Annotated in this window: 23 protein-coding genes; 12 read left to right on the top strand and 11 right to left on the bottom strand. The window is 32.8% G+C overall.

Going from position 1 to position 20505, the window contains the following annotated elements; all coding sequences use genetic code 11:
* Positions 1 to 2: 2 nt before the first annotated feature.
* The 11 genes from DZ64_RS0106685 to fdhF are packed head-to-tail and all read right to left on the bottom strand — an operon-like array spanning position 3 to position 11746.
* Positions 3 to 443 (bottom strand): hydrogenase maturation protease, encoded by a 441-nt coding sequence (locus DZ64_RS0106685; protein WP_024787791.1) that lies wholly within the window; start codon positions 441 to 443, stop codon positions 3 to 5.
* Positions 443 to 784 (bottom strand): formate hydrogenlyase maturation HycH family protein, encoded by a 342-nt coding sequence (locus tag DZ64_RS0106680; RefSeq protein WP_024787790.1) that lies wholly within the window; start codon positions 782 to 784, stop codon positions 443 to 445. The genes DZ64_RS0106685 and DZ64_RS0106680 overlap by 1 nt, the downstream gene beginning before the upstream one ends.
* Entirely contained in the window at positions 781 to 1611 is an 831-nt protein-coding gene (locus DZ64_RS0106675) for an NADH-quinone oxidoreductase subunit B family protein (protein ID WP_024789927.1), read from the bottom strand. The genes DZ64_RS0106680 and DZ64_RS0106675 overlap by 4 nt, the downstream gene beginning before the upstream one ends.
* Positions 1608 to 2141, bottom strand: coding sequence for a formate hydrogenlyase complex iron-sulfur subunit (locus tag DZ64_RS0106670; protein WP_024789926.1), 534 nt, complete (start codon positions 2139 to 2141; stop codon positions 1608 to 1610). Before DZ64_RS0106670 ends, DZ64_RS0106675 begins: the two co-directional genes overlap by 4 nt.
* A gap of 9 nt (positions 2142 to 2150) precedes the next feature.
* On the bottom strand, positions 2151 to 3887 hold the full coding sequence (locus DZ64_RS0106665; RefSeq protein ID WP_024789925.1) for a hydrogenase large subunit: 1737 nt from the start codon (positions 3885 to 3887) through the stop codon (positions 2151 to 2153).
* Positions 3888 to 3896: 9 nt separating this feature from the next.
* Positions 3897 to 5378 (bottom strand): hydrogenase 4 subunit F, encoded by a 1482-nt coding sequence (locus DZ64_RS0106660; RefSeq protein ID WP_084029357.1) that lies wholly within the window; start codon positions 5376 to 5378, stop codon positions 3897 to 3899.
* A 3-nt stretch (positions 5379 to 5381) separates the two neighbouring features.
* The gene (gene hyfE / locus DZ64_RS0106655) at positions 5382 to 6026 is read right to left on the bottom strand and encodes a hydrogenase 4 membrane subunit (protein ID WP_024789923.1); all 645 of its coding nucleotides are present in this window, start codon (positions 6024 to 6026) and stop codon (positions 5382 to 5384) included.
* Between the two features lies 1 nt (position 6027).
* Positions 6028 to 6954, bottom strand: a complete 927-nt coding sequence (locus tag DZ64_RS0106650) for a respiratory chain complex I subunit 1 family protein (protein ID WP_024789922.1) — start codon at positions 6952 to 6954, stop codon at positions 6028 to 6030.
* A 12-nt stretch (positions 6955 to 6966) separates the two neighbouring features.
* Positions 6967 to 8937, bottom strand: a complete 1971-nt coding sequence (locus tag DZ64_RS0106645) for a proton-conducting transporter membrane subunit (protein ID WP_024789921.1) — start codon at positions 8935 to 8937, stop codon at positions 6967 to 6969.
* Between the two features lie 3 nt (positions 8938 to 8940).
* Positions 8941 to 9513, bottom strand: coding sequence for a 4Fe-4S dicluster domain-containing protein (locus DZ64_RS0106640; RefSeq protein ID WP_024789920.1), 573 nt, complete (start codon positions 9511 to 9513; stop codon positions 8941 to 8943).
* Position 9514: 1 nt separating this feature from the next.
* Positions 9515 to 11746 (bottom strand): formate dehydrogenase subunit alpha, encoded by a 2232-nt coding sequence (gene fdhF, locus DZ64_RS14170; RefSeq protein ID WP_084029355.1) that lies wholly within the window; start codon positions 11744 to 11746, stop codon positions 9515 to 9517.
* A 136-nt stretch (positions 11747 to 11882) separates the two neighbouring features.
* On the opposite strand from fdhF, the gene DZ64_RS0106625 reads away from it, so the two are divergent.
* The 12 genes from DZ64_RS0106625 (at position 11883) to DZ64_RS0106565 (ending at position 20505) form a co-directional block, all read left to right on the top strand.
* Positions 11883 to 12524 (top strand): Crp/Fnr family transcriptional regulator, encoded by a 642-nt coding sequence (locus DZ64_RS0106625; RefSeq protein WP_024789917.1) that lies wholly within the window; start codon positions 11883 to 11885, stop codon positions 12522 to 12524.
* Between the two features lie 194 nt (positions 12525 to 12718).
* A complete protein-coding gene (locus DZ64_RS0106620; RefSeq protein WP_024789916.1) occupies positions 12719 to 14032 on the top strand; it encodes a double-cubane-cluster-containing anaerobic reductase in 1314 nt (437 codons plus the stop codon).
* Positions 14032 to 14799: an acyl-CoA dehydratase activase gene (locus DZ64_RS0106615; protein ID WP_024789915.1), complete on the top strand. Its 768-nt coding sequence runs from the start codon at positions 14032 to 14034 to the stop codon at positions 14797 to 14799. The genes DZ64_RS0106620 and DZ64_RS0106615 overlap by 1 nt, the downstream gene beginning before the upstream one ends.
* Entirely contained in the window at positions 14792 to 15382 is a 591-nt protein-coding gene (gene yedF, locus DZ64_RS0106610; protein ID WP_024789914.1) for a sulfurtransferase-like selenium metabolism protein YedF, read from the top strand. Before DZ64_RS0106615 ends, yedF begins: the two co-directional genes overlap by 8 nt.
* A gap of 8 nt (positions 15383 to 15390) precedes the next feature.
* Positions 15391 to 15615 (top strand): hypothetical protein, encoded by a 225-nt coding sequence (locus tag DZ64_RS12795; RefSeq protein WP_024789913.1) that lies wholly within the window; start codon positions 15391 to 15393, stop codon positions 15613 to 15615.
* Positions 15599 to 16273 carry a 4Fe-4S dicluster domain-containing protein gene (locus DZ64_RS12790; RefSeq protein WP_024789912.1) on the top strand — a complete coding sequence of 225 codons (675 nt, stop codon included), beginning with the start codon at positions 15599 to 15601 and terminating at the stop codon, positions 16271 to 16273. Before DZ64_RS12795 ends, DZ64_RS12790 begins: the two co-directional genes overlap by 17 nt.
* A gap of 677 nt (positions 16274 to 16950) precedes the next feature.
* Positions 16951 to 17166, top strand: coding sequence for a hypothetical protein (locus tag DZ64_RS12785; RefSeq protein WP_024789911.1), 216 nt, complete (start codon positions 16951 to 16953; stop codon positions 17164 to 17166).
* A 118-nt stretch (positions 17167 to 17284) separates the two neighbouring features.
* The gene (locus DZ64_RS12780; RefSeq protein WP_201768477.1) at positions 17285 to 17992 is read left to right on the top strand and encodes a hypothetical protein; all 708 of its coding nucleotides are present in this window, start codon (positions 17285 to 17287) and stop codon (positions 17990 to 17992) included.
* Positions 17993 to 18161: 169 nt separating this feature from the next.
* A complete protein-coding gene (locus DZ64_RS0106580; RefSeq protein WP_024789908.1) occupies positions 18162 to 19286 on the top strand; it encodes a transglutaminase domain-containing protein in 1125 nt (374 codons plus the stop codon).
* On the top strand, positions 19286 to 19870 hold the full coding sequence (locus tag DZ64_RS0106575) for a mercuric transporter MerT family protein (protein WP_024789907.1): 585 nt from the start codon (positions 19286 to 19288) through the stop codon (positions 19868 to 19870). Before DZ64_RS0106580 ends, DZ64_RS0106575 begins: the two co-directional genes overlap by 1 nt.
* Positions 19871 to 20152 (top strand): heavy-metal-associated domain-containing protein, encoded by a 282-nt coding sequence (locus DZ64_RS0106570; RefSeq protein ID WP_024789906.1) that lies wholly within the window; start codon positions 19871 to 19873, stop codon positions 20150 to 20152. It begins immediately after the preceding gene.
* Complete coding sequence (locus DZ64_RS0106565; RefSeq protein ID WP_024789905.1) at positions 20149 to 20505, top strand: DsrE/DsrF/TusD sulfur relay family protein; 357 nt, start codon at positions 20149 to 20151, stop codon at positions 20503 to 20505. Before DZ64_RS0106570 ends, DZ64_RS0106565 begins: the two co-directional genes overlap by 4 nt.

The following is a 20505-nucleotide window of genomic DNA, read 5'->3' as shown; positions in this document are numbered from 1 at the left end:
ATTTAATTAAATAAAGAGTTAAATTTTTTTATCTGTAAAAAAGCATTTAATGAGTTTTCTTTTGCTTCATCAGAAAGGTTCATATTAATTCCGCTTAAATTTTCCTTTTTTACATTTATTCCTAAAAAAAAGACTTTTTTGGCAAAATTTTCAAGCAGATTAATAAGAATATGAGTAGGAATATTATGGGTAGTAAAAATATATTCTGGAGATGATTTAACTTCTAAAAATTCACTTTTAGATTCAAGCCCTACAACCGAATCTGCAACAACCAGCAAATCGGGATTAAAATCCCTGATTTGATAAATTTTATCTTCAGGTGTATCATTACCGAAAAAAACTTTCCATTCAGGTAAATTTTTTTCAACCAGTTTTCCAAGATATAATGCAGCGCCGTCATCACCTCTTAAATCATTACCAATAACCAAAAGGGCTTTTTTCATTATTTCAGCCTTAATACAAAATATCCCTCTTTTAAGGATAAAAAAAGATTTTTTAATTCACATTCAGCCATTGAATCTTTTAATTTCTCAATATGTTCGGGAAAAATTTCTATTTCCCTGTATTTCAAAAGATTACCCAGTTTAAATTTGGCATAATCTTTTGAATTTTCCAAAATATTATTAAATTCTTCATCTTCAAGTTTCATAACACACTCGACAAAATCAATAGTACCCACCCCATGTCCTGTAAGAGTGGAAAATATTTTAATCTGCTCTAACTCTCTTGGCATTTTTTTAGGTTTGTCCACATGCCTTTTGGTTAATCTGTTTACCTCAATCATATTTTTTCCATAATATTATATTTATCTATATTTAAATAAAAATGTTTTTTTAAAAAAGGAAGATAAACTTCATTGAATAAAGTAACCATACATTCCCTGTATCTTGAATCTTGTTCATTTTTTATATTTTTTATAAAAGAATTTTTTGTAATTTCCGGATTTTTAGGATCTTTTGATTTTTTCATAATATCAATGAATTTATTGTAAAGTTTTTTACCAAACAAATATCCCATAAGCCTTTTAGATTCCATATAAACATCACGTTCAAAAAGAATATTGTCTAAAAGAGATTTCTCAATTTCAGGTGCATCCCCGCTATCTCCATCATGTTTTTTATATTCAAGACGCTGTTTTAAAATATCAAGCCCGACTGCAAGTCCGTAAATAATACTTGCCGGATGAGGTGGACAGCCCGGCACAAACACATCAACAGGCACTGTGCTTTTAATACCTCCCCAGACTGCATAAGAATCATAAAATATACCACCGCTGCATCCACAAGCCCCAACAGCAACCACAACTTTAGGGTCTGGGGTGGCTTCATAAGCCCTTAAAAGAGGATAATAAGTCTGCCTTGTAAGAGGCCCTGTACAAACAAGAATATCCGCATGTCTCGGACTTGCAACAAGTTTAAAGCCAAACCTCTCAGGGTCCCACATAGGAGTAATAGCAGCAAATATTTCTATTTCACAACCGTTGCAGGATCCACAGTCAATCCTAAAAACATTAAAGCTTCTTTTTATATTTTGTAAATGTTTAATTTTATCTTCCAGCTTATTTGCTTCAAATATTTCATTTGGCAATATTACTGTTGGTTTTTTACTCATTTTTTACCTCCAAAGTGCTCTTCTGATATAAATTTTTCAACGGCACCAGATTTTTTACATTCGGGACATGTATGCAAATAATCGATTTTTTCTTCATTAATTACCGCACCCGCAACCTCCATTCTTTCTATGGCATAATTGATAAGTCTTTTTGTTGTAAAAGCTTTACCGCATATTTTGCATTTTACAACTTCAAGTTCACTCTCTTCTTTTAGATTTTTATAATCAAATCTTACTGCCATTTCATATAAAGGTGAAAGAGCTATTGCTCCGGTAGGACAAACTTCTTCACATCTTCCACAAAAAATACATCTTCCGCAGTCAAAAGACCAGATTACTTTATTATTTTCTTTGTCATATTTTACATTTAAAGCATTAGGAGGGCACGCTATTGCACATGCACCGCATCCTATACATTTTTCATAATCATATTCAGGTTTTCCACGAAAACCTTCGGGAACTTCATATGGTTTAAACGGATAATCATATGTTATTATCCCGATTTCTTTTGATATATCTAAAAGTTTCATTTTTAACTCCTATTTCTTTAATGGAGAGTTTTTAAGTGTCTGCGCATATTTTTTTAACTCTTTTTGAGTCACTATTCTTGCTTTTTTGGTCTTTACATCAATAACTGTGACCCTTTCCGTACATGAATAACATGGGTCTAATGATGTAACAATTAAAGCTGCGTCGGAAATATCGTTACCCTGGAATTGATACCTGAGTGACGGCCAGTTATTATATGTAGCCGCCCTACATCTCCATCTGAATACTTTCTGAGCGTTTCCATGCATTACCCAGTGAATATTTTCCCCCCTTGGAGCTTCATCGTTTCCCAATGCAAAAGCTCCTGGTTTAATAATAGTATCTTGTGGCTTGATAAATATTGAAGTGTTCGGCATAAATTCAATACACTGTCTTATAATTTTAAGTGATTCCAGTACTTCTTTGTATCTTACGGTTTCCCTTGCCAAAACATCGCATCCGTTTTCTACTGCCACATCAAATTCCAATTTTTCAAAAATATCATACGGATGGTCGTATCTTGTATCTCTTTTAAATCCGCTCCCTCTGATATTCGGACCTACGGGTGAAAAATCCCTTGCAACTTTTCTATCAAGTATTCCAACACCTTTCCATCTTGCAATCTGAGCATCATCTTCCATAACTGCATCCCAGACTTCTCTTGTAAGAGAGTCTATTTTATCTACAAGCTCCAGCGCTTTTTTCATCTCTTCAGCCGTCATATCGCGCCTTACACCGCCAACCATTACGTTTCCATAAGTTTTTCTGCCTCCTGTAACTAATTCCGCAAGCTGCATCGTATATTCACGAACTCTAAATATATGCATAAAAGCTGTTACATTACCCGTAACTTCACAGGCAAGACCGATATTTAATAAATGTGAATGCAGTCTTTCAATTTCAAGACACATCGCCCTAATCGCTTGGGCACGCAAAGGAATGTTCATTCCGACAGCTCTTTCAGCCGCTTCTATACAGGCGATTGAATGTGCAAATCCGCAAATTCCACATACCCTTTCAGCCAAAAACCCCATCTGGTCATAATTCATTCTATTTTCGGCAAGCTTTTCCATACCTCTGTGCTGATAATATAACCTGTAATCCGCATCTATAATTGTTTCACCGTCGCAAAAAAGCCTGAAATGACCCGGTTCATCACTTGTAATATGCAAAGGCCCCCATGGAACATCAACGGTGCCTTCACCTTCCGGTGTTATAAATTCATAATCAGGCTCATCTTCTGGAGCGAGTGCGTCGGGCCTGTATCTGTAATCCATTGCATCTTTTCTTAAAGGATGAATCTCTTCTGGCCAGTCATCAGGAAGTACCAGTCTTCTTGGATCAGGCAAACCTTCTGCCACAATCCCAAACATATCATATGCTTCCCTTTCATACCAGACGGCTGCCGGAACTTTTTTTGTAACTGATGGATAAATGGGATTTGTAGAAGGCAAATAAGCTCTTACGGTAATCCAGCATTTGTCATTTTGACTTAATTCATCTTCAGGATTTATTTTACTTCCTTCCATTGATAAAATAAAATAAACCCCATAGCATCCGTTTATTTCCCTCTCATCGGTTGGAACCATACTTGAAAGCCATCCGCCCATATCATAATAAAGCATTCTCACAGCTTCAGGCAAATCGTTTCTATCGACTGTAATAACAATCTGATCTTCAGGATTTCTCACAATATCCTTAATTTTAATTTTTTGTTTTAATCTGTTTATAAATTTATCTCCAACCATAATTTCTCCTTAAATATGTAAAATATTTTTTACTGCATTATCAAGCAATAAATACCAGTCTTGAATATAAAAAACTCCAAAAGCTATTATCAAAGCCCCCAAAACTATTAAAGGCAAATGAGCATTTGCTCCGAGTGTTTGTGTTTTAACCTCTCCTCTTGGTTTTCCAAACACAACATGATTAAAGTGAGCCAAAACACCTATAACAATAATTCCAAGTCCGACAACAAATAAAAATACCGGCAAATACTGGGTAGTCATGATACTTGCTTTGACCATTAAAAACTCACTTACAAATACAGCAAGCAAAGGTGCGCCGATTAATGAAAATATTGCAATGGCAAAAAGCACCGCCGTTAAAGGGTTTATTTTCATAAGTCCTCCCATTTTGTCCATATCCCTTGTGCCATAAATTTTCATAATATTTCCGCTTACACAAAAAGCAAGCGCTTTTGAAAGAGAATGGGCCATTGTATGAAAAAGCCCTGCAAAAACGCCTAAAGGTCCGCCGATTCCAAATCCAAAAGCAATTATCCCAACGTGTTCTACTGAGTGGTATGCAAACATTCTTTTTATATCTTTTTGGCGAATTATAAACATTGCCGCAATAAATATTGAAAGCAGTGATACAACAAGTGTAAGTATTTGAACATACGTAAATCCTACGTTTTCTCCTATAACAGAATAATATCTGACTATCGCCAATATTGCACATTTTAATAAAACTGCGCTTAGAATAGCTGAAGTCGGAGAAGGACCTTCTGAGTGAACGTCAGGAAGCCATGTATGCATTGGTGCAAGACCTGCTTTTGTTCCAAATCCTATTAAAGCAAAAACAAAAATCAATTTTAATGCACTCGGGTCTAAAAGTTTTGCATTCGTATATAAAGATGTCCAAAGCATCGCACTTTCACCGTTTTTTAATGCATGATATCCTGCTCCATACATTAATACAGTTGCATAAAGTGCAAAAGCCAAACCGACACTACAAATAATTATATATTTCCATCCGCTCTCAGTAGCTCTTTTGTTTTTGTAAAGTGCCACCATAAATACAGATGAAAGAGTGGTTGCCTCAATTGCAGCCCACATTATTGCAATATTGTTTGCAACTACTGATGTAATCATTGTAAATATAAATAAATTCATTAATGAATAATATAATTTAACGTCTTTTATTTTTATTTTTCCCTCTTCCAAATCCCACTGCATATATTTCACTGCATAAAGATTAATTAAAAGTCCTGTCAAAGCAATAAGCGCTAAAAACACTCCTCCTACAGAATCTAAGAAAAAAAGTTCATCCCAAAGAAAATATATACCTCCGTGAATAACATTTGAAATAGCATAAAAAGCTATTATTGATGTGGCAAATGAGCCTATTACATGAAAAATTGAAAGTGTGGAAAAGTTGTTCGGTAAAAAATATATAATAATAGCCGTTGCTAACGGAGTTATCATTACAAGAGCTAATAATAAATGCATACTCATAATCTATCCTTTTAAAGTATTTGCTTTGGAAGTATCTAAAGAACCAAAAAATTTATAAAATCTTGTTGCTAAAATTGACATAATAATTACTGCAAAAATGGCATCTGTTAAAATTCCTATATCAACAATTTCAGGAGAATTATAAGCAACAAGCGCAAGTGTTAAATGTGTTCCGTTTTCAAAAAGACATAATGATAAAATCTGTTTAACGGCGTTTTTTCTTAAAATCAGTCCGAATATTCCCAATGAATAAATAGTTAAAGACGCTACTAAAGGTATATTTTCTTTAAGTAAAGCAAAACTCTTTAAAACAGGAAAAAGCATCATTGCAATGGCCAAAGAAAAACCGAGGGCAATAACCGGACTTACAAAAAACCCTTCTACCGGAGTTTCTTCAGATTTGACACCAAGTTTATTAATAAGTCTTAAAATAATGTAAGGAACAATTAAAACTTTTGTAAAAAAAGCAATAACCGCCCATCCGTAAAGTGAATTTACATGATATTTTCCTGCCAATGTAAAAAAAATACCTACTAACAGCAAAGTTTCTACTATATACGCATATGTTGCAAATTTAAGATTTCTAAGGGAAAACACCAAAAATGATGCAATTATCATCAAAATTGCCAAAAAACTTATCATATCCATTTTAAACTCCTACCACATAAAGTATTAATGCAACAAATGCAACTGAAAATGCAAAAGAGGCATTTTTTTTGAAACCTTTTAACAATTTATAACGAGGTCCCAAATTATCTATAAATGTTGCGCCTACATAAAAAATTCCAATTTCAATAATAAAAACTAATAATGCCAAAATAGGATTTGTAAAATTCCAAGGTTCAAATATAGATAAAAAAAGTCCTATCATTGCAACCTGTTTTATCATTAAAGCAACATCAACTATTGCCAAATCGCTTCCTGAATATTCTCCTGCAACTCCTTCTAAAACTTCCTGTTCAGCTTCGGCCAAATCATAAGGATTTCTTCCCGTTTCAACATAACTTGCCCAAAGAAAAGCAATTGATGCAACGGCAAACGCCGGGATTTGATATCCTACCACACCTTCCCTTACTAAATTTTGAATAACAACTAAATTTGATGTTTTGGCAAGAAGCATTATTACAATTAAACAGATAATCGCCACCGGCTCTACAAAAACAGCGAGCATCTGCTCCCTGCTCCCCCCTATTGCGGCAAATGGACTACCGCTGTCCATGGAAGCAACCCCGAAAATAAATCTTGCAAGAGCACCTAAGTAAATAATTACAAATATATCAGCGTATGCCCCAGCATTGATATTATCGCTGTAAGTAATAGGAAGTGCGGCTAAAATTGCCGCATTTGCAGCAAAAAGCATAAAAGGTGCATATCTGAAAAACCAGTGGGAATATTTAGGGGTTGTTTTTCCTCCTCTTTTCAATAATTTAAAAATATCCAGATATGTCTGAAAAACACTGTTAGGACCTTTTCTTGATTGCATTCTTGCCCTGACAATTCTTGCAATTCCGTCAAAAAAAGGCATAACCGCCACTATTGTGACAACTTGAATTACCATCCAAAATATACTGTTCATAGCTTTCTCCTTTTATAGCAAATATGCTATACCGACGAAAATAAATAACGTCAATAAAATATATAAAATGTAAATATTTGTATTACCGTTTTGCAAATATTTCATTTTTTCTGATAAATAGGTCGTAATTTTGATAAATGGAGAATAAAATAAATTCCACCATACATCCCTGGCATGATAAGTAAATTTTACAGGTTTAAAATATCCCTGGTCTTCTACTTTTGTATCTGATCTGTATAACCAGTTCATTAATCTTCTTAAACTTCCTGTAAACGGAGCGGCAGTCATCTGCATTCTTGGAGAATATTTAAATCCGCATGCCCAAGGGTCAGTTTCCCTGATAGTTACTTTTGTTTTTGAATTATTAATATATATAACTACAAAAATAAACGGCAGTGCCAAGAAAGAAATTAACATAATTGCTATAAACGGCGTTGAAACCATTGAACCTAAAGGTGAAACTAAATTTCCTCCTGCCGTCGCCTGATAGTTCCCCGCAAATGAAGAAACCACATTCATCAAATAATTAACTACCTTCGTTGCTCCAAGACCGAATGCGAAACATGCTATAACCAATAAATACATTCCTGTAAGCATTGAAAGAGGAACTTCTTTTGCTTTTTCATAAATTTTTCTGTTTCTCGGAACTCCGCCAAAAATTACACTGTATACTTTTACAAAACAAAATACTGCAAGTACACCTGTAAGTGCCAAAGCCACAATTGAGAGTGTAAAGGCAAATCTGTATAAAATTCCATCACCAAGCGCAGCCTGGAGCATAGACTGATAAGTTATCCATTCACTCACAAATCCATTCAATGGAGGCAATGCTGATATTGCCATAGAACCGATTAAAAACGCAAAAGCAGTTAGAGGCATTTTTTTTGCAAGACCTCCTAAAATTTCCATATCTTTAGTATGTGTAGTATATAATACACTTCCCGCACCCAAGAAAAGCAATCCTTTAAATGTTGCATGGTTTAATACGTGATATAAACCTGCTAAAAATCCAACTGCTGCAAGAACAGGTGAATGTATAGCCATACCATAAACTCCAACACCTATACCTAAAAGGATAATTCCTATATTTTCAACTGAATGGTAAGCCAAAAGTGCTTTGTAATCATGCTGCATTAAGGCATACAATACCCCTAAAAGTGCTGAAAGTGCACCTATAATTAATATTGTAATTCCCATCCATGAAGTTAGAGGCAGCCATAAACAGGTTTGAATCATTCCAAAAATTGCAACTTTAATCATAACCCCACTCATAAGGGCTGATACATTAGAAGGTGCAGCCGGGTGGGCCATAGGCAACCATACATGAAGCGGGAACATACCCGCTTTTGAGCCGAAACCGAAAAATGCAAATAAAAATATAATAGCTGCCATTACAGGTGAAAGAGAAAGATTATAAAAATGACTGAATTCCAAAGAACCCGCCTGATAAGAGAGTAACAATAAAGATATTAATATCATTACACCACCGAAATGGGCAATTCCCATATAAATAATAGTAGCTTTTAGAGATTTTTGAGAATCATTAAAACAAATTAAAAAATATGAAACCCATGTCATTAATTCCCAAAAAATCATAAACCAAAAAACATTTGCCGCTGAAATAACCAAAAGCATTGCAAGTATAAATGCACTGTAAAAAAACGCCATTACCCCAAGACTTCCAGCTTTTGAATATTCTTCGGCATAATTCATTGAATAAATTGAAGCAGCCAGTCCTATAAAAGAAATTACCAAAGAAAAAAAGTTTCTTAACGGGTCAAGCATAAAATGCGGATTAAAGATAAAATAATTTCCAAGAGATAAAGACTCAGTTGATGTCAGATGAATTAAAAAATAAAAAACAGCATAAGCCGAGGCCAATGCCGTTAAACCAAAGCCCACTTTCAGCGCTATTTTATTTTCTTTATATAAAACCAAAGAAGTAACAGCGGCTATTATATAAAGTGAATATACCACTCCCATTTTTTATCCTTTATGTTGATGAGAAGTTTCTACTGTTTTTTCCACTGCTTTTTCAGATTTTTCCAAAATCATGTTTTCTTGTTTATTAGGTTCCAAAAACATCAATGCCCCTGTAGGACATGCTTCAACACAAGCAGGCCCGCCTTCTCTTCCTTTGCATAAATCACATTTTACTGCAACCGTTTTTAATCCCGCAACAGATTCCAGTGTAAGCATAGCATCTGGTTCAAGGGCATAATCAACCGAAGGCATTGTTTCCGCTGCAGGTCTTATAGCCCCAAAAGGGCAGGCAATAGTACATAATTTACAACCAATACATATTTCTTCATGCAGTTCTATACAATCTTCTCCAAATGTAAGCGCACCCACAGGACAGACATTTGCACACGGCGCATCATCACACTGTCTACACTGATTAGGCATTACTCCGTTAAAAGTTCTTGTTACAATCAAGCGAGGGGTTGCAAGTTTTCCTCTTTCATATGCGGACTTGTAACAAGCCGCCATACAGGTAGCACATCCTATACATACTTCTGGATTGGCTATAACAAATTTATTTTTTCTTGTTGATTGCATTTTAACCCCTCCTTTCAATAATTTCAGGTTCTATTTCTCTAAGAATTTCTGTTCTTATTTTTAAAAATTCTTCTTCGGAAATTTTTTTAATATCCGCTATTGACATTTTAAGTGGCGGCATTCCTGATACCGGGTCTGATTCCTCTGCATTGGTAAGTTCGTTTCCGTCTGCTTCCGCATAATGAAATGTGGTAAATATAGTTCCGTATCTTAAGTCTTTATTTACCAATACTTTTGCAGCAATCTTTCCTCTTTTATTATAAACCACGGCATAGCATCCATTCTCCAAATTTCTTTCTCTTGCTATATCTTCGCTGACCTCAATAACAGGTCCCATAATATCTGCACCCATTTCAAGAGGTTTGCATTTTCTTGTCATTGTTCCTGTATGATAATGATAAACTTTCCTACCTGTTGTGTACATACAAGGATATTCTTCTGTAGGCTGTTCACTAGGACACCCAACGCCTACAGGATAATCATCAGGAATATTAAAAGTTTTTCTTAATTTATTTTCTAAAACAATTCTTTCATTTTTATCTAATGTATAACCAATAGGTACAAGTTTGAATTTTCCGTCAGGTAAAAAAGATTTGTTATCTTCATACAAATAAGGAGTTCCCTGATGATCTTCATCAGGACAAGGCCAGTTTATTCCGTTTAATTTAGCCATTCTTTCATAAGTAATCCCTTTAAATTTGAAAGGGTTTAATTTTCTGACTTCATTCCAAATTTCCTCAGCCGTATTGAAATTAAAGCCTTTTAACCCTACTCTGTTTGCTACATTACAGATTACTTTCCAGTCTGGATTTAAATTTGCAGGAGGCTCAACAGCTTTTCTTACCAATTGAACTTTTCTTGAAGTGTTACTAAATGTTCCGTCTTTTTCACCCCAGCACGCACTTGGCAATACAACATCCGCTTCCTGGGCTGTTTCTGTAAGAAAAATATCCTGAACAACTATAAAATCTGTTTTTTTCAAAGCGTGAATAAAATGTTCCGTCCACGGATCGCTCATTACAGGATTTTCTCCAAAAATATATAAAAATTTCACTTTTCCCTCATCAATTGCATGAGGTACTTGAGAAAGTTTTAAGCCTGGAATTGGATTTATTTTAAATCCCCAAATTTCCTCAGCTTTTTCACGGGCTTTTGGATCAGTCACTTTTCCATTTGGCAAATCACCAGGAAGAGCGCCCATATCACCTGCACCCTGAACATTGTTTTGGCCTCTTAGGGGATTGACACCTCCTCCTTTTTTACCTAAATTCCCAGTAACAATTGCAAGGTTTGAAACATCCATTACATTATATGTTCCGTCTATAAACTGGGTAATTCCCATTGTATAAAGTATTGCGGAAGGATTACCTTTTGCATATAATTCAGTAGCTTCAATCAAAAGTTCTTTTGACACACCTGTTTCTTTTTCCACTTTTTCAAATGTAAAATCTTTAACTGTTTCTTTTAACCATTCGAATCCGTTTGTATATTTCTCAACAAATTCTTTATCATATAAATTGTTTTGAATAATATAATTTATCATTGCATTAATTAAAGGTATATTATATCCGCTCGGTATCTGGATAAATACATCCGCTTTTTTTGCCATATCTGTTTTTTTAATGTCAATTACAACAAGCTTTGCACCTCTCTCAAGGCCTCTTAAAACCTGCATAGCGATTATAGGATGGCATTCACTTGTATTTGTACCTATTAATAAAAACACATCCGTATCTGTTGCAAATTCCGCCAAATCGTTTGTCATAGTCCCGCTTCCAAGTGTTTTAGCCAGACCGGCTACTGTAGGACCGTGTCAAAAACGAGCACAGTGGTCTACATTATTTGAACCAAGTGCCCTTATAAATTTTTGAAAAATATAATTTTCTTCATTTGTACATCTTGCTGATGAAAAACCTACAACGCTATCAGATGAATATTTTTCAACAGTTTCTTTTAATTTTGAAGCAACAAGAGCGTATGCTTCTTCCCATGAAGATTCTTCCAAACGTCCATCTCTTGAATATTTACCATATTTTTTTCTGATTAAAGGTTTGGTCAGTCTTTTTGGAGAATGTATATATTCCCATCCAAACATACCTTTTAAACACAATTCACCGTCATTTACAGGATGGTTTTTAGTGCCTTCCGCTTTAACGACTCTTCCGTTTTCAACAATCAAATCTATATTACAACCTGTCCCACAATAAGGACATGTGGTTTGTACTTTTGTCATTATTCCTCCTTTTGGGATTTTTATTCATCAAAATAATATATCTTTTTTATAAACAATCGTGTCATATAAAAGACGCTCTGATTATAAATGAATAATAATTCATTATTTGTTATAATTCCATATAAAAGGAGTTAAAATGAAATTTTGCAGAATTAAAATTGACAGTTTTGATATAGAAAAAATTTTGAGTAAAGAAGATTTATCAAAATTTGTAAAAATGCATTTTAAAAAAGGGGAAATATTTTATCCTGAAGAAAAAACAAAACTGTTAATTTTTAAAGAAGGTGAAGCAAAAGTTTCTTTTTTATATGAAGACAAAGAATTTATATTATATTTTTTATCGAAAAATAATATATATGTAATGCATCCGGAATCTATAATTGAATTTCTAAGCGACTCCGTTGTTTTATCTCTTGATGTTACAAAACATCCTGCCGTTTTCGATAATCCTATGTTTTGTAATTCTGTATTAAATTCATTCAGAAATATTATGATGGTTGAAAAAGATATTATTAAAGGCTTGGTTTTTGAAAACTGCAAAAGAAGAATAATTTCATTTCTTTTGGAAATTGCAAAAAAAAGCGGTAAAAAAACTGATGAAGGTATTGAAATAGACTTATCTTTAAGCATAAAAGATTTGGCAACTTTTATCGGTTCGCAAAGACAGACTACTTCCAAATTTTTTAATCAACTGATAAAAGAAAAAATTTTGAAAAAAATCGGCAAAGACAAATACATCATTATAGATATGAAAAAATTAAAAAATTATTTACAATAATTTAAACTTTAAGCAAACTTTAAGAAAAAAAGAGTTATAATTCTCTAATTAAGCTCCCAGGCTGGGAAACACATGAGGCATAAACTCCTAAAAGCTTCATGATGTACTTCTAAAACCTTCAAGATAAAATGTTGTTAAAAGGATAAGGCTTATCCTAAAAAAATAAAAATTAAAAAAATTAAAAAAGGATAAGTATGTCTAAAGATTACACACCTATGTATCAAGAACTTGGTATGGATATAGAAAAACACAATGAACTTTTGGCTGCTCTGGGTGAAATATATCCTGAATTTTTTTTAAAGCAGGAAAACAGACCAAAAGCAATGGAATATTTTGATTATGTAATGAGTGAAATACACGGTAAAAGAATAGAAGAAATTTTAGAAAAGAAAAAAGAAGGAAAACCTTTAGTTGGAACTTTTTGTATATTTGTCCCGGAAGAAATTGTTGTCGGGGCTGATGGAGTATGTTACGGATTATGCGGCGGGGCTGAATTTTCTATTGCAGATGCCGAAAGAGATTTGCCAAGAAATATATGCCCTTTAATTAAATCTGCGTATGGATTTAAAGTTCAAAAAACATGTCCGTATACACAGGCTTCAGATTTTATATACGGGGAAACAAGCTGCGAAGCTAAGAAAAAAACATGGGAAATTTTAAACGAATTGCACCCAACTCATGTAATGCATATTCCTCAAATGAAAAGAGAAAAAGAAAAAGAACTTTGGAAAAGTGAAGTTTATGATTTTAAAAAACACATTGAATCAATTATAGGAAAAGAACTTACATTTGAAGAGCTTAAAAAGGGAATTGAAATTATAAACAAAAAAAGAGAAGCCATGCAGCGTCTTGACAAATTAAGGGGCATGTATCCTGATGTTGTACCTATCAGCGGAAAAGACGGACTTTTAATTAACCAAATCTCTTTTTATGACGACCCTGAAAGATTTACACAAAAAGTAAATGAACTTTGCGACGAACTTGAAGAAAGAATTAAAAAATGCGTTTCTGTTGTAAAAAAAGATACTCCGAGAATTATGGTAATTGGAACACCTATGGCACCTCCAAACTGGAAGCTTCATCATATTGTTGAAACAACCGGTGGAGTAATAATAAACGAAGAAGCATGTATCGGACACAGATATTATAAAGACAATATTGAAACCCAAGGAGCTGAAACTATTGATGATTTAATGAATAATATGCTTGATAGATATATGAAAATAGACTGTGCATGCTTTACTCCAAATGATGATAGAATAGATAAAATAATCAAAATGTATAAAGAAAGAAAAGCTGACGGTATTATTTATTATTCACTCTCTTTTTGTCATACATACAACGTGGAATCAAAAAGAGTAATAGACAGACTTCAGGCTGAAAATATTCCTGTTTTAAGAATTGAATCTGATTATTCAATGGAAGATATGGGTCAGATTAAAACAAGAGTTGAAGCGTTTTTGGAAAGTATTTCATTTAAAAAGAACGTTAAATTTAAAGGATTTTAATGTATTACGGAGTTGACATAGGCTCAACCTATACAAAAATTGTTGGAATTGATGATAATAAAAACATAATTGACATTAAAGTATTAGATACCGTTATAAATCCCGACGAACAGGTAAAAGAATATTTAAAAGATAAACCTATTGAAACCCTGGTTGCAACAGGTTATGGAAGATATATGATGCAAGAAGCGTTTGACGTTCCTGTAATCAGCGAAATAAAAGCCCATGCAAAAGGGGCTTATTTTTTCTTTCCGGATGTAAGAACTGTTATTGATTTAGGAGGACAGGACAGCAAGGTAATAAAAGTAACCGAAGGCGGAAATTTTGATAATTTCAAAATGAACGACAAATGTGCGGCCGGAACCGGAAAATTTATAGAAATGGCGGCTGTAAAACTCCAGATTCCGCTTGATGAGTTTGGAGATTTTTGTAAAAAAGCTGACAAAACAATCCAGATATCTTCAATGTGTGCGGTATTTGCCGAATCAGAAGTAATTTCTCTTATGGCAAAAAAAGAAAAGCCTGAAAATATAGGATACGGAATTATTGATTCAATAGCATCAAGATTAGCCGGAATGGCCAAAAGCATTAGACCGGAAGACAAAATCGTTTTTACCGGGGGAGGAGCTAAAAATTCACTTCTTAGGGAATTGCTTTCAAAAAAATTAAAAAAAGAAGTATACACACCGGAATATCCTCAGATGATGGGGGCATTCGGAGCGGCTCTTGCCGGATACGAAACAACAAAAGGAGTAACAAATGAATAAAAAAATAGACTGCAGAAATGCGGCATGTCCAAAACCTGTGCTTGATACAAAAAAAGCACTTGAAGAGATGGACGAAGGAATTTTGGAGGTTTTGGTAAATTCTATTTCATCTGTTCAAAACGTTAAAAGATTTGCGGCAAACCAGGGACTGGTTGCAGAAGAAGAAAAACTGGATAATGGTGAAACCATAATCAGGATTGTAAAAGGTTATGAATGCAGTATTGCACCAAAAGAAGAAGATAATGATAAATTTTTAGATAAGGTGCTTTTTATAAAAGATGACAAAGTTGGAGAAGGCGAGCTTGGACACATATTAATAGAAGGATTTTTAAAAACAACACTTGAATTTAAAAAACTTCCTGAAATTATTGTATGTGTAAACAGAGGTGTATTTTTAACAACAAAAAATGAAAAAACAATAGAAATTTTAAAAGAATTTGAAAAAAGAGGCGTAAAAATTTATTCATGCGGCGTTTGTATGAATTTTTACAAAATTCCTCCAGAAGAGCTAAAAGTCGGAGAAATAGGAAACGCATACGACACAATGGACTTTCTACTTCACAAAAATACTATTAGCTTATAAGGAAAATAATGGAAAGAAGAGAGTTTTTAAAAATTGGAGCATTTAGTGTTTTAATCAGCACAACAACATTTAAATTTGCTAATGCTGAAGAAAATGAATTTATGCCTGTTTTAATATATGACCAAAGCAGATGTTTAGACTGCAAAAGCTGTATGGCAGCATGTCAACTTGAAAAAAATCTTCCTTATGATGTAGTGTTTTTCAAAATAAAAACTTTTGTGCCGAGCGTTTGAATATATTGCAATTTGTGCAAAAGATGGAGTTATATTAATAAATGAAGACAAATGTGATATCAATTGTGCCGAAAATAAACAAAGTTGTGCTAAAGCCTGTCCTTTTGACGCTATAGTTTTTGATAAAAAAGCAAAAAAATGCGATATGTGTTTTGACAGAATTATTCAAGGAGACATTCCAAGATGTGTCAGTATTTGCCCAGGCGGGGCTTTAGTTTATGGAAATCTTAAAAATCCTAAAGGACAATTAAAAGAACTTCTAGAAAACAATCCAACTTTAAAATATGCACTTTATCACCATTTAGCGACTTTTACTGATGTTACACCTATTTATAAAGAAAAATATGGATTTTATGAAACAAAAAAACCAAAAGCAGATAAAATAGTAAATACCGTCTGTTTAGCTTGTAATGCAAGATGCGGTTTAAGAATAGCCGTTAAAGACAACAAATGTGTACAAGTTGATGGAAATCCTTATCACCCATATAATAGAGATTTCAACCAAATTTCTTATTCAACAGATATAGAAAAAAGTTTTAAATATTCAGCATCAACGTGTGCAAAACCGCAAATGAATAATGAATATGTTTATAATCCTTACAGAATAACAAAACCTTTAAAAACGGTGAAAGAGGAAGCGGAAAATTCGAACCTATAGATTGGGATACTTTAATAAATGAAATAGCTTTCGGAGGTAAAAATTTTAAACATTTAGGGGATGAAACATATTATCCAGGCATAAAAGATATTTTATCTGAAAAGAAGCTGAAGAATTAGGTTCTAAAAGAAACCAATTTGTATGGTTTACAGGACGTTCCCAAGGAGGAAGAGTAGATTTTATAAAAAGATGGGTTTATAATTCTATCGGTTCAAAAAATTATATTGCACATACTGATATATGTGGTATCGGCTTTAGAATGGGTAATTACGCTTTTACAGACGGAAAAGAAGCTGAAATGAAGGCAGATTTTCAAAATTGTAAATATATGTTAATATTTGGTGCTAATATTTATTCGGAGTAAATACATCAGGAAGTATAATTGCAAAAAGAACTGCAAATAATGATTTAAAAATCGTATTAATTGATCCAAAAGCTCCAAAAGCAATTCTCTTAGAAAAAAACTTAGAAGAAGCTAAAAATAAAAAAAGATCAACATTTTCAAATGCTACACATTTAGTAATAATTGATAAAGAAAACAAAAATTATGGAAAATTTTTAAGAGGGTCAGATATTGGACTAAAAAATGATGATTTTATGGAAAATTGGAAAACTTATTCTAAAAATACAATATTAGAATATGAAGGTAAAATAAAGTAGTTACAGCATTTAAAATAATGAAAAACTCTGTTTTTGAACATTCAATTGATGATTATGCTAAAGAATGCGGAGTTAATAAAAAAAACATTGCCCCACACAGTGCAGCTTTTGCGTATCATGGAGGAGGAAACTATATAAACGGAACTTATGCAAGTTATGCAATTTCTATGTTAAATGCATTAATTGGAAATGTAAACAGAAAAGGAGGATATTTATTACTAAAGGAGGATTAAGTGTAGCCGCAATGAGCGGTATAGACCAAAAATATCCTGCCTGGAGGATACAGATTTGAATCTACGTTAAAAAATAAAACAAAAGTTCCTCTGTTTGTATCAATAGACACAACTATTAATGAAACAAATATCTATGCAGATTAAGACAGGACATTATGGCTTTTTAAATCCACATGCTCCTGGAGGTCATTTTACTGGTGTTAGAACACCTATAATAGAGCCTCTCACAAAAAATAATATTAATTTAGAAAAATTTTTGATTGACCTTTCTAAAAAATTAAAATTACCTGGTTATGGAGAAAAAGCTATAAACAATAAATTTTCTTTAAATACCCAAGAAGATTATTATCTAAGAGGTATTTACAATCTTGCACACAATGCAAAAATATCTAAGGCTGATAAAAAAACTATTGATTATGTAGAAAAAAATTATATTGTTACAAAACACAAACATATTTTACAATCAGAAGAATGGGAAAAAGTATGTAATGTTTTAGCAAAAGGAGGTGTATTTAAAGAGAACAATTGGTTTGATGAAAATGACAATTATATATTTGGTTTTGAAAAAATACATATATATAATGAAAAACTTGCAACTTCTACAAATACCATAATAGGAGAAAAAAATTTCTATTTAACATCATACAAATCGGCATTACATACACAATCAAGAACTATATGTTTAGATAAAGCCCTTTATTACGAACCAGATATTACATTAAAAATAAACCCAATTGATGCTAAAAAATTAGGATTAAAAGACTATGACAAAGTAAAAATAGTAAATGTTTTGTTGCCAAAGGATGCTGTGCTTATTTGTTACTAAAAATAATTACGTAATTCCTGATAAAAAAAGAGCAATGGGAATTTGTGTAAATAAAATTAGTAAATTAGACAAAAAATTTTATGATTTACCTTTGGTTGATCCGATCGGAGGTATACCAGATTTTAGTTCAACAAAAATAAAAATACAAAAAATTTAAAAGGAGTAAATAATGGAAAGAAGAGAGTTTTTAAAAACAGGTGCAGCCTTAGGTATGGCAGTTTCTATACCTGGTATTGTAAGTGCAAAAGATGAAAGCTATAGAAGATTCAAGGTTGAATATTATTTCAACATCAAATACGACGAGCCAGGTTTTCCTGCAAGATTATGGAACCCGCTTCCATATAATGCACCATATCAAAAAGTTAAATTTTTAAGATTTGGCGGAAATTATAACGATTATGATATTAACAATAAAAATGAATATGATGCAAATACTTTTTATGCATATTGGGAAAAATCAGCTATGCCTAAAATTTTGACAATGGAAATGGAAATTGAAACAAAAGATAGAAGTGTTCCATTAGAACTAATAAAAGAAGCCAGCAAAAAAAATCTGCCATATCCAAAAGAAGTGTTAAAATATCTTGAGCCTACTGCCCATATTCCTACTGACGGAATTGTAAAAGAAGTGGCAGAACTTATCACAAAAGGTAAAAAAGATAGGTTTGAAAAAGTAAAAGCAATTTATTTATGGTGTACAGCCCATACATTCAGAAATCCAAAAACTATTGGATGCGGAAAAGGTGAAGTTGGCAAAATGATGCAAGAGCAAAAAAAACCGACAGCTGAATATATTTATAAAAACGGATGGTTTGGAGGAAAATGTACAGATTTAAGCTCACTTTTTACCGCCCTAACAAGAGCGGCAGGTATTCCTGCAAGAGAGGTTTTTGGTATCAGACTTGGAAAAAGCCATTTTGACAAAGCTCTTGGAAAAAGTGATAGTAAAGGTTTTGCAAATATTACCACTTGGCAACACTGCAGGGCTGAATATTATATTCCAGGGGCTGGATGGATACCTACAGACCCTGCTGATGTTACAAAACTTGAATTAGTTGAAAAATATCCTTACAACCACCCAAAAGTTCAAAAATTAGTAAAAAAATATCTGCATTCATGGGAAATGAACTGGGTTGGATTTAACCATGCAAGAGATTTCATACTTTATCCAAAACCTGTTCAATACCCTCTAAATATGTTTGGTTATCCGTATGCCGAGGTAAATGATGATGTGTTAAATTATTATGTTCCAAAAAGTTTTGAATATAAAATTACTTCTCAGGAACTGTTTTAATGGTAAAAAAGCTGGATTTAAGAAATTTAGCTTGTCCAGAACCTGTTCTTAAAACAAAAGAGGCATTAGAAGAAATAGAAGAAGGAATTATTGAAATAAAACTTAATTCCTTCTCTTCTATTCAGAATGTAAAAAGATTTTTGCAAACGCAAGGAATTTATTTTAATGAAAAAAAAGAAGGAAAAGATACAATAATAAATGCTATAAAAGGTTACAGTTGCGAAATTCAAAATGAAAGTAAAAAATCAAAATCTTTTTGGGCTTTAATAGCAGGTGCGGCAATAACTGCAATTTTGGCAAGCACATGCTGTTTAGGGCCTTTGCTTTTTTTGATTTTTGGAGTAAGTGTCGGAAGTCTTTCATTTTTACATATTTTCGCACCATATAGAATTTATTTTACAATTGCAGCTGTTATAATTATTGTTTATTTGTGGATAAATTATTTCTTTAAACTTAGAAAAAGACCGGTTTGCAGTGGCAGTATTTGCAAAAATTATGTAAAATATTTAAGTATTGGTACTGTTTTTGTATTAATTATGCTAACTTACCCTTTTTGGGCTCAATATCTGTTTATGGGAGAGTAAATGAAAAAAATTATTTTAAATTTAGTATTATTTTGTTCACTTTTTGGAGCTGAAAAAGTGGCTATTATTAAAGTAAGTGGAATGACTTGTCCATTATGTACAATGGCTGTAAAAAGAAGTTTAAAAATGACACCGGGCGTTATAAAAGCAAAAGTACTACTAAACACTAAAATAGCAACGGTAATTTTTGACGATACAAAAACAACACCTCAAAAACTGTTACACGCAATAGAAATCGTAGGTTATAAAGGAAAAATAAAAGAAATTAAGGAGGTTAAATGAAAATTTTAATTATATTCAATCACGAACCATATGACGGAAGCGATGTAGCTTGGAACGGACTTAGACTTGCAAAAGTTTTGTTTGAAAAAGGAAACGATGTAAGAATTTTTTTAATGAATGATGCCGTGGATATGGCAAGGGATTGCAATAAAAAACCTGAAAATTATGACAACGACTTGGTTGCAATGCTTAAAGAAATGTATCAAAACGGTATAAAATTAAAAGTATGCGGCACTTGTCAGGCAAGATGCGGATTATTTAAAAACGAGCCATATTTTGCACCTGAAATCAAAGCTACAATGAAAGACTTGGCTGCCTGGGTTGAAGAAGCAGACAAAGTTATAACATTTTAA

This window comes from Lebetimonas sp. JH292 (assembly GCF_000523275.1).
Lineage (GTDB): Bacteria > Campylobacterota > Campylobacteria > Campylobacterales > Nautiliaceae > Lebetimonas.
Note: the sequence above shows the minus strand (reverse complement) of the source record. Positions and strands in the feature narration are given on the sequence as shown.

What these genes read in the sequence shown, in the direction of transcription:
- DZ64_RS0106685 (WP_024787791.1), bottom strand. Translation starts at nt 443, where the DNA reads ATGAAAAAAGCCCTTTTGGTTATTGGTAATGATTTAAGAGGTGATGAC.
- DZ64_RS0106680 (WP_024787790.1), bottom strand. Translation starts at nt 784, where the DNA reads ATGATTGAGGTAAACAGATTAACCAAAAGGCATGTGGACAAACCTAAA.
- DZ64_RS0106675 (WP_024789927.1), bottom strand. Translation starts at nt 1,611, where the DNA reads ATGAGTAAAAAACCAACAGTAATATTGCCAAATGAAATATTTGAAGCA.
- DZ64_RS0106670 (WP_024789926.1), bottom strand. Translation starts at nt 2,141, where the DNA reads ATGAAACTTTTAGATATATCAAAAGAAATCGGGATAATAACATATGAT.
- DZ64_RS0106665 (WP_024789925.1), bottom strand. Translation starts at nt 3,887, where the DNA reads ATGGTTGGAGATAAATTTATAAACAGATTAAAACAAAAAATTAAAATT.
- DZ64_RS0106660 (WP_084029357.1), bottom strand. Translation starts at nt 5,378, where the DNA reads ATGAGTATGCATTTATTATTAGCTCTTGTAATGATAACTCCGTTAGCA.
- hyfE (WP_024789923.1), bottom strand. Translation starts at nt 6,026, where the DNA reads ATGGATATGATAAGTTTTTTGGCAATTTTGATGATAATTGCATCATTT.
- DZ64_RS0106650 (WP_024789922.1), bottom strand. Translation starts at nt 6,954, where the DNA reads ATGAACAGTATATTTTGGATGGTAATTCAAGTTGTCACAATAGTGGCG.
- DZ64_RS0106645 (WP_024789921.1), bottom strand. Translation starts at nt 8,937, where the DNA reads ATGGGAGTGGTATATTCACTTTATATAATAGCCGCTGTTACTTCTTTG.
- DZ64_RS0106640 (WP_024789920.1), bottom strand. Translation starts at nt 9,513, where the DNA reads ATGCAATCAACAAGAAAAAATAAATTTGTTATAGCCAATCCAGAAGTA.
- DZ64_RS0106625 (WP_024789917.1), top strand. Translation starts at nt 11,883, where the DNA reads ATGAAATTTTGCAGAATTAAAATTGACAGTTTTGATATAGAAAAAATT.
- DZ64_RS0106620 (WP_024789916.1), top strand. Translation starts at nt 12,719, where the DNA reads ATGTCTAAAGATTACACACCTATGTATCAAGAACTTGGTATGGATATA.
- DZ64_RS0106615 (WP_024789915.1), top strand. Translation starts at nt 14,032, where the DNA reads ATGTATTACGGAGTTGACATAGGCTCAACCTATACAAAAATTGTTGGA.
- yedF (WP_024789914.1), top strand. Translation starts at nt 14,792, where the DNA reads ATGAATAAAAAAATAGACTGCAGAAATGCGGCATGTCCAAAACCTGTG.
- DZ64_RS12795 (WP_024789913.1), top strand. Translation starts at nt 15,391, where the DNA reads ATGGAAAGAAGAGAGTTTTTAAAAATTGGAGCATTTAGTGTTTTAATC.
- DZ64_RS12785 (WP_024789911.1), top strand. Translation starts at nt 16,951, where the DNA reads ATGAAAAACTCTGTTTTTGAACATTCAATTGATGATTATGCTAAAGAA.
- DZ64_RS12780 (WP_201768477.1), top strand. Translation starts at nt 17,285, where the DNA reads ATGAAACAAATATCTATGCAGATTAAGACAGGACATTATGGCTTTTTA.
- DZ64_RS0106580 (WP_024789908.1), top strand. Translation starts at nt 18,162, where the DNA reads ATGGAAAGAAGAGAGTTTTTAAAAACAGGTGCAGCCTTAGGTATGGCA.
- DZ64_RS0106575 (WP_024789907.1), top strand. Translation starts at nt 19,286, where the DNA reads ATGGTAAAAAAGCTGGATTTAAGAAATTTAGCTTGTCCAGAACCTGTT.
- DZ64_RS0106570 (WP_024789906.1), top strand. Translation starts at nt 19,871, where the DNA reads ATGAAAAAAATTATTTTAAATTTAGTATTATTTTGTTCACTTTTTGGA.
- DZ64_RS0106565 (WP_024789905.1), top strand. Translation starts at nt 20,149, where the DNA reads ATGAAAATTTTAATTATATTCAATCACGAACCATATGACGGAAGCGAT.